At 63.8% G+C, this 10259-nt stretch carries 11 protein-coding genes; 2 read left to right on the top strand and 9 right to left on the bottom strand.

Annotated elements, in window-relative coordinates; translation table 11 throughout:
- Window positions 1-200: hypothetical protein (locus NKJ46_RS32270; RefSeq protein ID WP_352671053.1), on the top strand; the 200-nt coding region annotated here is incomplete at its 5' end.
- A 165-nt stretch (window positions 201-365) separates the two neighbouring features.
- On the opposite strand, the gene NKJ46_RS32265 is transcribed toward NKJ46_RS32270, so the two are convergent.
- The 6 genes from NKJ46_RS32265 to NKJ46_RS32240 form a co-directional block, all read right to left on the bottom strand.
- Entirely contained in the window at window positions 366-872 is a 507-nt protein-coding gene (locus NKJ46_RS32265; protein WP_352671052.1) for an L-2-amino-thiazoline-4-carboxylic acid hydrolase, read from the bottom strand.
- Entirely contained in the window at window positions 869-1660 is a 792-nt protein-coding gene (locus NKJ46_RS32260; RefSeq protein ID WP_352671050.1) for an ATP-binding cassette domain-containing protein, read from the bottom strand. Before NKJ46_RS32260 ends, NKJ46_RS32265 begins: the two co-directional genes overlap by 4 nt.
- The gene (locus NKJ46_RS32255; protein ID WP_352671047.1) at window positions 1657-2478 is read right to left on the bottom strand and encodes an ABC transporter ATP-binding protein; all 822 of its coding nucleotides are present in this window, start codon (window positions 2476-2478) and stop codon (window positions 1657-1659) included. The genes NKJ46_RS32260 and NKJ46_RS32255 overlap by 4 nt, the downstream gene beginning before the upstream one ends.
- The gene (locus tag NKJ46_RS32250; protein WP_352671046.1) at window positions 2475-3305 is read right to left on the bottom strand and encodes an ABC transporter permease; all 831 of its coding nucleotides are present in this window, start codon (window positions 3303-3305) and stop codon (window positions 2475-2477) included. Before NKJ46_RS32250 ends, NKJ46_RS32255 begins: the two co-directional genes overlap by 4 nt.
- Window positions 3302-4288 (bottom strand): ABC transporter permease, encoded by a 987-nt coding sequence (locus NKJ46_RS32245; protein WP_352671043.1) that lies wholly within the window; start codon window positions 4286-4288, stop codon window positions 3302-3304. The genes NKJ46_RS32250 and NKJ46_RS32245 overlap by 4 nt, the downstream gene beginning before the upstream one ends.
- 282 nt (window positions 4289-4570) lie before the next feature.
- Entirely contained in the window at window positions 4571-6181 is a 1611-nt protein-coding gene (locus NKJ46_RS32240) for an ABC transporter substrate-binding protein (protein WP_352671040.1), read from the bottom strand.
- 364 nt (window positions 6182-6545) lie between these two features.
- Here NKJ46_RS32240 and NKJ46_RS32235 point away from each other — a divergent pair, with 364 nt between their 5' ends.
- The gene (locus NKJ46_RS32235; protein WP_352671037.1) at window positions 6546-7733 is read left to right on the top strand and encodes a M24 family metallopeptidase; all 1188 of its coding nucleotides are present in this window, start codon (window positions 6546-6548) and stop codon (window positions 7731-7733) included.
- Between the two features lie 11 nt (window positions 7734-7744).
- On the opposite strand, the gene NKJ46_RS32230 is transcribed toward NKJ46_RS32235, so the two are convergent.
- Genes NKJ46_RS32230 through NKJ46_RS32220 form a run of 3 tightly spaced genes read right to left on the bottom strand, consistent with a single transcriptional unit; the run spans window position 7745 to window position 10238 of the window.
- Window positions 7745-8164: a cupin domain-containing protein gene (locus tag NKJ46_RS32230; protein ID WP_352671034.1), complete on the bottom strand. Its 420-nt coding sequence runs from the start codon at window positions 8162-8164 to the stop codon at window positions 7745-7747.
- A gap of 26 nt (window positions 8165-8190) precedes the next feature.
- The gene (locus NKJ46_RS32225; protein WP_352671032.1) at window positions 8191-9030 is read right to left on the bottom strand and encodes a phosphoenolpyruvate hydrolase family protein; all 840 of its coding nucleotides are present in this window, start codon (window positions 9028-9030) and stop codon (window positions 8191-8193) included.
- Window positions 9031-9041: 11 nt separating this feature from the next.
- Window positions 9042-10238: a Tm-1-like ATP-binding domain-containing protein gene (locus NKJ46_RS32220; protein WP_352671030.1), complete on the bottom strand. Its 1197-nt coding sequence runs from the start codon at window positions 10236-10238 to the stop codon at window positions 9042-9044.
- Between the last annotated feature and the right edge of the window lie 21 nt (window positions 10239-10259).

Genomic DNA, 10259 nt, shown 5'->3' with positions numbered 1-10259 from the left:
ACTGCAAGCTCCTCAGCTCCTTCAGTGTCACTATCTCTCGCTCATCACCTCAAGCCGCGCCAGATGGGGTCAGCTTGGCGCTTACTTTTGACCACCGGCAGTTCGCTCATAATTCACCTCCAGGAACTCTCCCTACAGAAGACGAACAAGAATGCCGCAATCCGACAAAATCTCGGATTGATTTGATTGCCGTGGCTTGAGGCGACAGCCATGAACCTACAAAGACGCCGCCGGCCCCGGCACCAATTCCTTGCGATGCACACATCAAAACACCCGCTTGCCTTATGGCGCCGGGTTTTTTTGACTCCGCGCTGCCCAACGGAACGGAACTCTACTTCTTCGCCGACATGGCTCGAGCTGCAGCTCTAACCGGCATCCCGGTTGGCCAAGGCGATGTGGCAGCAGCCGGAACCATGGCCCGGCGTCCAGGTGACGTTGTCGAAGCGCACTCCGGTGGCCTCGAACAGCCCACGATCGAAGGCGCCGGCGATGCGGCAGAGCGTGGCGAGCTTTTCGTCGCCGATGCCGGCCTCGACCCAGGCGTCCTTCAGCGGACAGCGCCTGACCTTGAAGGCGATGCGGTCCGGACCGCGTTCGACGTCGGTAGGATACATGCGGCCGCCATCCGGACTGACGGCCAGGAACGCCTCGCCGATCGCCGGTGCGTCGTTGGGGCCGAAATCGGCGAAGGCCGCGGCCGCAACCTCCCTGCCGCGCCGTTCGATGGTGCGGATCATGATTGCCTCGGCTTTTTCCGCGCCCACTTCCGCGGTTAGCTCGTCGAGCAACAGACGATAGAGATCGGCGCGGTTGCGGAAGGCGGAATCGAGTTCGCGCGACAGTTTTTCGGCTCGGGCTTCGGCGTCGGTCATGATGCGTCCTGTTCGATCCTTGACAGTCTCGGCGCTGCCGCCACCAGCGCCTTGCCGACCGCGGATTGCGGCGCGTCGATGACGGTGCGGGCATCGCCGCTCTCGGCAATCCGCCCGGCGTCCAGAATGGCGATGCGGTGGGCGATGGCACGGACGACGCCGAGATCGTGCGAAATGAACAGATAGGCGATGCGCTTCTCGCGTTGAAGGTCGAGCAGCAGCCGCAGGATCTGCGCGCGCACCGAAACGTCGAGCGCCGACACGGCCTCGTCGAGCACGACCAGCGACGGTTTCGTGGCGATGGCGCGCGCGATTGCAACGCGCTGGCGCTGACCGCCGGAGATTTCGTGAATGGCGCGGCCGGCGAGACCGGGGCTGAGGCCGACGCGTTCCAGCAGAGCGGCAATACCGCGCGGGCGCTCAGCACGAGAGGCGATGTGATGAATGCGCAAGGGGTCGTCGAGCACACGCGCCACCGTGGCGCGCGGGTTGAAGGCGGCGAGCGGATCCTGAAACACCATCTGCAGACGAGCGCGCCGGTCGCGCAAGGCAGCGCCGTTCAGCGACAGGAAATCGCTGCCCTCAAATTCGACCTGGCCAGCGTCGGCTTCGATGAGCCGCAGTATGAGCCGAGCTATCGTCGACTTGCCGCTGCCGGAAAGTCCGGCCAGCGCCAGCGTCTCGCCGGGTTCGATGTGGAAGGAAACGTCGTCGACCGCGGCGATGATCTTGCCGCCGCGACCGTATCGTTTGGTCAGGCCGGAAACGGCCAGCAGAGGACTGGTCATGTTCGCTGCAGCAGCGGCTCGGCGTCGAGGCCGAGATTGGCGTCGAGCAGCGCCCTTGTGTATGCGTGCCCCGGCGCATCGACCACCCGCGCCGTCGAACCCAGCTCGACCAGTTCGCCGTGCCGGAACACGGCAATACGCTCTGCAAGCTCAGCGGCCAGCGCAATGTCGTGGCTGATGAACAGCAGCGTCATACCGTCCTCGGCCACCAGTCGCCGGATCAGCCCGACGATCTCGGCCTGCACGATGGTGTCCAGCGCGCTGGTCGCCTCGTCGGCGATCAGCAGTTTCGGCCCGGCCGCAATCGCAGCGGCGATCGCCACGCGCTGCTTCTGGCCGCCTGAGAGCTGATGTGGGTAGGCGCGCAGGGCGGCGTCCGGATCGGGCAGGCGGACGCGCTCGAGCAGGGTTTTTGCCCTTGCGTAAGATTGCGACCAAGTAAGGCCGAGATGCGTGTAGGCGACCTCAGCGATCTGCTTGCCGATTGGCATCACCGGGTCGAGGCTCGCAGATGGATCCTGGAAGATGAAGCCGATGTCACGGCCGCCGATTGGAGCATGGTCGCGAAGACTTGCAGGTTGGCGTCCCGTCGGCGGCGGGCGCAAGAGCCAATCGATGCGGCCTTCGATCCTGGCGGTGGCCGACAGCAGCCCGGCAACGGCCAGCGCCAACGTGCTCTTGCCCGAACCGCTTTCACCGATGATGGCAAAGCGCTCGCCGGCGGTGATGTCGAAGCCGACATTCTTCAGCGCCGCCACCTCGGCGCCGTCGCGGCGATAGGTCACCGTCAGATTGCGGATCGAAGCAAGCGCCGTCACGACAGGCTCCTCCTCACCGCGGTCGTCTCGACAACGCCTTCGCCGGCGAGATAGACGCCAAGCACGGTCAGCACGAGCGCTACGCCAGGAAGGATCGACAGGAAGGGCGCGGTGCGCAGCACGGCGCGGCCTTCGGCGATCATGCCGCCCCAGGTAACGCGGTTGGGATCGCCGAGGCCGAGAAAGGACAATGCCGCTTCGGTGAGAATCGCCGCGGCGACGATCACCGACGACAAAGCCATTACCGGCGGCAGCGCGTTGGGGAGCACCTCGTGAAAGGCGATCTCCAGCGGATGCATGCCGATGACGCGGGCGCCGGCAACAAAATCGCGCTCGCGGATCGACAGCACTTCGGCCCGCGCCACGCGTGCCGGTCCGGTCCAGGCGCTCAGCGCGATTGCCGCGACGACGACGCCGAGCGACGGCCCGACGATGCTGACGAAAGCCAAAGCCAGCAGGAAGGCTGGGACGGTCTGGAAAGCGTCGGTGATGCGCATCAGCACCTCGTCGACAAGGCCGCTGGCAAAACCGGCCACCGTGCCGATTACGGCGCCGACGGCAAGGGCGGCGGCTGCCGCTGCCAGCCCGACCGCCAGCGAGGTGCGGGCGCCATGGAAGAGCTCGGCAAGCACGTCACGGCCGAGGCGGTCGGTGCCGAGTGGCAGCGACCAGTCCTGGAATGGCGGCAGCAATGCCGGCCCGGCAATCGCCTGCGGATCGCCGGGAAAGAACAAAGGTGCGGCAAGCGCCACGGCAAACAGCGCCGCCAGGATGACCGCGCCGGCGATCGCTTCCGGCATCCCGAGAAAGCGGCGAAGCGGGCTCACGCGCCGGCCTCACTGGCCCCGACGCGCGGATCGAGGAAGGCGTAGGCGATGTCGACGAGAAGGTTGATGATGACGACCAGAACGGCGCTGACGAGAATGATACCGAGCAGCAACGGGGTGTCGCGCGCGGCCACTGCTTCCTGCGCCAGCCGGCCAAGGCCTGGCACGGAAAAGACACTTTCAATGACGACGCTGCCGCCCAGCATTTGCGCGGACTGCAGGCCGAGCATGGTGACCAGCGGCAACAGCGCGTTACGGGCGACGTGAGCGAGCACGATGCGACGGCGGGAAAGTCCCCTGGCGCGGGCGGCCAGCACAAAGTCCTGTCGCCACACCTCGGCCATACCGGCGCGCATCATGCGCAGATAGAGCGCGAGATAAATGAAGCCGAGCGCCGAAACCGGCAGGACGAGATGGCGGGCGATATCGGCGGCGCGGTCGAGGCCAGTCCTGGCCGAGACGATACTCTCGATGCCGCCGATCGGAAACCAGCGCAGGTCGACGGCGAAGACGATGATCAGCACCAGCCCGAGCCAGAAGCCCGGCACGGCATAGAGCGCCAGCGAACCGATGGAGAGGAAGCGATCACGGAAGCTGCCGGGTCTGGCGCCGGCATAGATGCCGAGCGCCGAACCGAGACCGAAGGAGAGCGCAGTGGCGCTGCCCATCAGCAGCAGCGTGTTGGGCAGGCGCTCGAGGATGACGTCGCGGATCGGCCGCGAAAAGCTGACCGATTGGCCGAGATCGAGATGCAGCAGCGCCCAAAGATAATTGGCGAGCCGTGTCAGCTCTGACTGGTCGAGCCCCCAGCGGTGACGCAACAGCTCGATCATGCCGGCGTCGCCACCGGTCGAGACGATGTAGGCATCGACCGCGTCGCCGGGAGCGGCTTCGAGCAACAGGAAGGTGCCGATGACGACAATCAGCAGCACGGAGATGCTGCCGACGAGACGACGGCGAAGGAGGGTGAGAGCGCGGCTCACGGCGGCGTCGTCTGCTTGGCGATGCGCCGATCAAGAGAAATGCCGCGCCTGAGCACCCCCCTCTGTCCTGCCGGACATCTCCCCCTCAAGGGGGGAGATCGGATGTCATCAGCGATTTCGCCAATCTTCAACGCAGCAGGCAAATAAGCCGACATTGCGGCCAGCCAATCTCCCCCTTTGCGGGGGAGATGTCCGGCAGGACAGAGGGGGGTGTGCAGGAACTCGGCTTTTGACCAAGTTTCTACACAGATTTCGCTGCGAATTTTCATCCGCGCAATAGTGTCACGATTCCAAATAGGTGTCCGCCCAGTTCGATACCGCCCAGCGCGGGTTGTTGGCGATGTTCTTGACCGTGTCGCGGGCGACGCTGATGAAACTCCATTCGGCGACGTTGATCAGCGGCAGGTCGGCGGCAACTTTTCTCTGGAACTCCTTGTAGAGTTCGGTGCGGGCGGCGGTGTCGAGCGTCTCCGATGCCTTGGCGATCAGGGCGTCGAGATCGGCGTTCTTGTAGCCACCCTGGTTGGAGAAGGGCACGCCGTCGGGAATGCCGCTCTGCACCAGGATGGTGGTCGAGATCGCAGGATCGCCGCGGAACACCGGCGGCCCAACCGCAAGGTCGAAGGCGTGGTCGGTGTAGACAGCCTTGATGTGCGCGGCAGAGTCGTTGTTGACCAGCTGGGCGTCGATGCCGATGGCGGCGAGCGCCTGGCGCAGATAGTCGCCGAACTGCTTGGTTTCGTTGAAGTAGGGCGCCGGCAGCAATCTCAGTGAAAAGCGCTTGCCGTCATCGCCCCGGCTGTAGCCGGCCTCGTCAAGCAAGGCGTTGGCCTTGGCGACGTCGAAGGCGTAGGTCGGCACGTCGGCGGTATAGAATTGCGGGTCGTTTTTCGGCACCGGGCCAGTGGCGGCGGCGGCATAGCCAAGGAAGACCGTCTTGACGACGAAATCCTTGTCGATGGCGTGAGCGATCGCCTGGCGTACTTTCAGGTCGGCCAGCTCCTTGCGGCGATGGTTGATCTCGACGACGAGCTGGTAGATCAGCCCTTCATAACCCTTGGTGATCACCTTGAGGCCGGGCACTTTGGAGATGCGGTCGAGATCGGCCAGGGGCACGGCGGAGAAGGCGGCGAGCTGGATCTCTTCGGCCTCGAGTGCGCTTGCGGCGGAGGTGCGGTCGGGCAGCACCTGATAGATGATCTCGTCGAGATAGGGCTCGTCCTTGCCCCAATAGTCGGTGTTCTTCTCCAGCCGGTAATATTCGCCGGGCTTGTATTCGGCAAATTTGAACGGTCCGGTGCCGACCGGGGCGTTGTTGGCCGGGTTGTCCTCGATCTTTCCGGTCTCGTAGATGTGCTTGGGCACCACGCTGCTCAGCGCCGGCAGGGCGTTGCGGATCAGCTGGAACGGTGTCGGCTTGGCGAATTTGAACACGGCGGTTGCCTCGTCCGGCGTGTCGACCGCCTCCAGATCCTTGAACACGGTGCGGCCGAGATTCTGCAGCGGCTTCCAGACCTGCAGCGCCGAGAAGGCGACATCGGCTGAGGTGAAGGGTTTGCCGTCGTGCCATTTGACGCCCTCGCGCAGCTTGAACGTCACCGACAGGCCGTCGGCGGCGCCCTCCCAGCTGAGCGCCAGGCGCGGATCGAGCCCGTCCTTGCCGCCGAAGGAGGCCTCGGCCAAGGTTTCCACGATCTTGCTCGAAATGAAGAAGACGCCGTTCGAGGCGACAATCGCCGGATTGAGATTGCGCGGCTCGGAATCAGCGGCGACAACCAGTCGTCCGCCCTTTTTCGGCGTCTGCGCCCAGCCGATCGTCGGCATCGCGGTAGAGGCCAGCAGCAATGCCGAACCCGCAAGCATCGTACGTCTGGAAATGGTGAACTCTGGCATGCTCGAACTCCGTCCTCTCCGCGACCCGGCCGGGTGCGCCGTACCCCCTCGGACGCTCGTGAGCATCCCGCAAAGGCGATTATGGGCCTTGTGCGGGGTTTCGCCAAAGACGGAATTGGCGCATCTCTACGTGGCTTTGAAATTTCCGTCCGCTGGACCAGTTGTACAGAAACGGTTCGATGCGCGGTTCTGGCAGGACCAGACTGGAGTGAAGTGCAGCAGGTGGAGCAGCTTTTGGAGCTGGTTCGCCATTCTGGCTGGACCAGATCGGGCAAAATGATGCAGATTTAAGCATAGCCGAGGATCAGAGCCGGAAAAGCCGGTGCCGGCGAGCGGCCGGCCAAGGGATTTCAGGGAGAGAGACATGAACATTGCCCCAGGCAAGAATGCCGTCGGCAGCGTGCCGTTCGACCAGGCCAGGGTGGACGGGCTGATGGAGGAGGCCGGCATCGACGTGCTGCTCGCCACCTCCAAGCACAATACGCAATATCTGCTTGGCGGCTACAAGTTCATCTTTTTCGCCGCCATGGATGCAATCGGCCACAGCCGTTATCTGCCTGTCGTCGTCTATGAGAAAGGTGGGCCGGAGCATGCCGCCTATATCGGCAACCGCATGGAGGGCGGCGAGCACCAGAACCATCCGTTCTGGACGCCGACACTGCATGCCGCCTGCTGGGGCACGCTCGATGCCGCCAATCTGGCGGTCGAGCACTTGCGAAAGATCGGCAAAGGCAATGCCCGCATCGGCATCGAGCCCGCCTTCCTGCCGTCCGACGCCTATATGGTGATCCGCAACGCGCTGCCGGATTCCAAGCTGATCGATGCGACTGACGTGCTGGAGCGCATGCGGGCAATCAAGACCGAGGCCGAGCTGGAGAAGCTGCGCATCGCCTCCGAGCTGATCACCGATTCAATGCTGGCGACCATCGGCTGGGCACGCGAAGGCACGACCAAGAGCGAGATCATCGAACAGCTCAGGCGCGAGGAGACCAATCGCGGCGCGCATTTCGAATATTGCCTGTTGACGCTAGGCTCCAGCCACAACCGTGCCGCCTCGCCGCAGGCGTGGAAAAAGGGCGAGGTGATGTCGATCGACTCCGGCGGCAACTACCACGGCTATATCGGCGACCTCTGCCGCATGGGCGTGCTGGGCGAGCCTGACGCCGAACTCGAGGATCTGCTGGCTGAGATCGAAACAGTGCAGCAGGCGGCCTTCTCCAAGGTCAAAGCGGGCACGCTGGGCGGTGACATGATTTCTCATGCCGAAGGCGTTCTGAAGAAGTCGAAGGTTGCGCCGTATACCGATTTCTTCGCACATGGCATGGGGCTGATCACGCATGAAGCGCCGTTCCTGATGACCAACCATCCAGTGACCTATGAAGGCACCTATGCCGCAAAGCCGCTGGAGAAGAACATGGTGCTTTCGGTCGAGACGACCATGCTCCACCCGACGCGCGGCTTCATCAAGCTGGAGGATACGGTGGCGGTGACCGATGCCGGCTACGTCATGTTCGGCGATCGGGGCAGGGGCTGGAATAGGGGTGTGGGTTAGGCGCTTCTATCTCACTTCCCGCCCGGCGGGATCAACCTGAAATCCGGCAACTCCCGCAACCCCAATTCCGGCCCAGCCGGCGAATAGACGACGAAAAGCTGCATCGGCCCGTCGCCGGTATTGAGCGTCGAGTGGAAGCGGCTTTCCGGCACATAGATGGTGCAGCCGGGGCCGACTTTCTCGACGACCGGGTTGCCTTTCTCGTCTTCGACCATCTGCTCGCCATCGCCTGAGATGACAAAGATGATCTCCTCCGCACCCGGATGGTTATGACGCGTATGGCCTTTGCCTGACGGCAGGTCCACGACACCACCGGAAAATCGCTTTGCGCCGTTCACTTCGGGAGCGACCGTCAGCGACAGCCTGCCCCAGTCGAAGCCGAAGGCGCTGACGTCTTTTGGATATACGAATACCTTGTTGTTGTCGGTCATCGTCCCACCCTTCTTTTTGCCGGTCTCTACGCAGCGCCGAACGTGACGGCCTTGAATTCCGCCGTCTGCCTGGCGATCGAGGCTTCCGCCGGCAGCCGCTCCATCGAACTGGCGCCATAGAAACCGTGCAGGCCCTTGCAGCGCTCGAGAATATATTTGGCGTCGTCCGGCATCGAGATCGGCCCGCCATGGCAAAGCAGGATTATGTCCTCGCGCACCAAGCGTGCCGCTTCGGCGATGGCGTCGATCTCGCTGACACAGTCGTCCAGCGATTTAGCCGATGTCGCGCCGATCGAGCCGCCGGTGGTCACCCCCATATGGGCGACGACGATGTCGGCGCCGGCTTTTGTCATGGCGCGCGCCTCGTCGGGGTTGAAGACATAGGGCGTGGTCAACAGGTCGAGTTTGTGAGCCTCGGCGATCATGTCGACCTCGAGCCCGAAGCCCATGCCGGTTTCTTCAAAACTCTGCCGCATCTGGCCGTCGAACAGGCCGATGGTCGGAAAGTTCTGCACACCGGAAAAGCCCATCGTCTTCAACTCGGCCAAAAGCAGCGGCATGATGACGAAGGGATCGGTGCCGTTGACGCCGGCCAGCACCGGCGTCTTCTTCACCACCGGCAGCACTTCGTAGGCCATCTCCTTGACGATCTCGTTGGCGTTGCCATAGGCGAGCAGGCCGGCGGCCGAGCCGCGCCCGGCCATGCGGTAGCGGCCGGAATTGTAGATGATGATCAGGTCGATGCCGCCGGCTTCCTCGGCCTTGGCCGAGAGGCCGGTGCCGGCACCGCCGCCGACGATCGGAGCGCCGTCCGCGATCATCGTGCGGAATTTCTCCAGGATTTTCTTGCGCGGTATGGCGGCCATGTCTTGGTGTCTCACTGTCTGGCGATGTCGAGGAAGGCCGTTGTGGCAGCCCAGGCGAATTCGGGGTCGTTGATATGAAGCGGCAGGCGCAGCACGCGCCGCGTTTTGGCGGGTTTGATGGTGCGCTCGATCGCCTCGAACAAAGCGGCATCGGCTTCAGGGTCGAAGAAGGCGCCGCCTTCGATGTCGAGCGCCGACACGCCTTTCTCCGGAATGAGGAAACGAACCGGACCCTGGCAGAGGCTCAGCCTTGTACCGATCCATTCGCCGATCGTTCTGCTTTCGTCGGCAGTGGTGCGCATCAGTGTGACGTTTGGATTGTGCTCATAGAACAGCCGGCTGCGGTAGCGTCCCGGAATTGTCGGCGGCGCCCAGAAATTGACCATGTCGAGCGCGCCGACCGAGCCGACATAAGGCAGCCCGGTGCGGGCGATGGCGCCAAAGCGATCTTCGGTCGCCGGCAGCACGCCGCCAAGCAGCAAGTCGCAGACTTCGGTCGTGGTGATGTCGATGACACCCGACAACAGGCCGCTGTCAGCCAATTTTTCCATGGTGCGGCCGCCGGTGCCGGTGGCGTGGAAGACCATGCAGTCATAGGTGGAACGAAGCTCATCGGCGATCGCGGTCACGCATGGCGTGGTGACGCCGAACATGGTGAGGCCGAGCGATGGTTTGCCGTCGGGCGGTGGCGCCGGCTTTGCCGCCATGCCTGATATCGCCTGGGCAGCATTATGCAGCACGGCACGGGAAAGCCGGTTGAGGCCGGCCATGTCGGTCACCGACGGCATCATGACGATGTCGGAGATGTCGACATAGGGTGCGGTGTCGCCGGAAGCCAAGGTCGAAACCATGATCTTCGGCAGGCCGAGCGGCAGCGTGCGCATGCCTGCGGTGATGATCGAGGTACCGCCACCGCCGCCAATGCCGATAATCCCGGCAATATCGCTGCGCGACTGGACAAACCGTGCAAAGGCGGCGGCCATTGCCGCCACCGCGGTGCCGCGATCGTCGATGCCGAGCACGGCATTGCGACCCTCGGGATGGCGGCTGGCGACCTCGTCTGCCGAAACATCGACCGGCACGGTCGCGCCGCGTGTTCCGATGTCGACGCGGACAATCGAAGCGCCGGTAGCCGCGACCGCATCGGACAGAAAAGCAAGTTCCTCACCCTTGGTGTCGGCGGTGCCCACCACATAGATGCGCTTCATCGCGTTCCCCGGTCTTGGGCG

It is taken from the genome of Mesorhizobium sp. M0166 (assembly GCF_040322255.1).
Taxonomy (GTDB): Bacteria; Pseudomonadota; Alphaproteobacteria; order Rhizobiales; family Rhizobiaceae; genus Mesorhizobium.
This window is presented reverse-complemented; position numbering and strand designations above follow the sequence as displayed.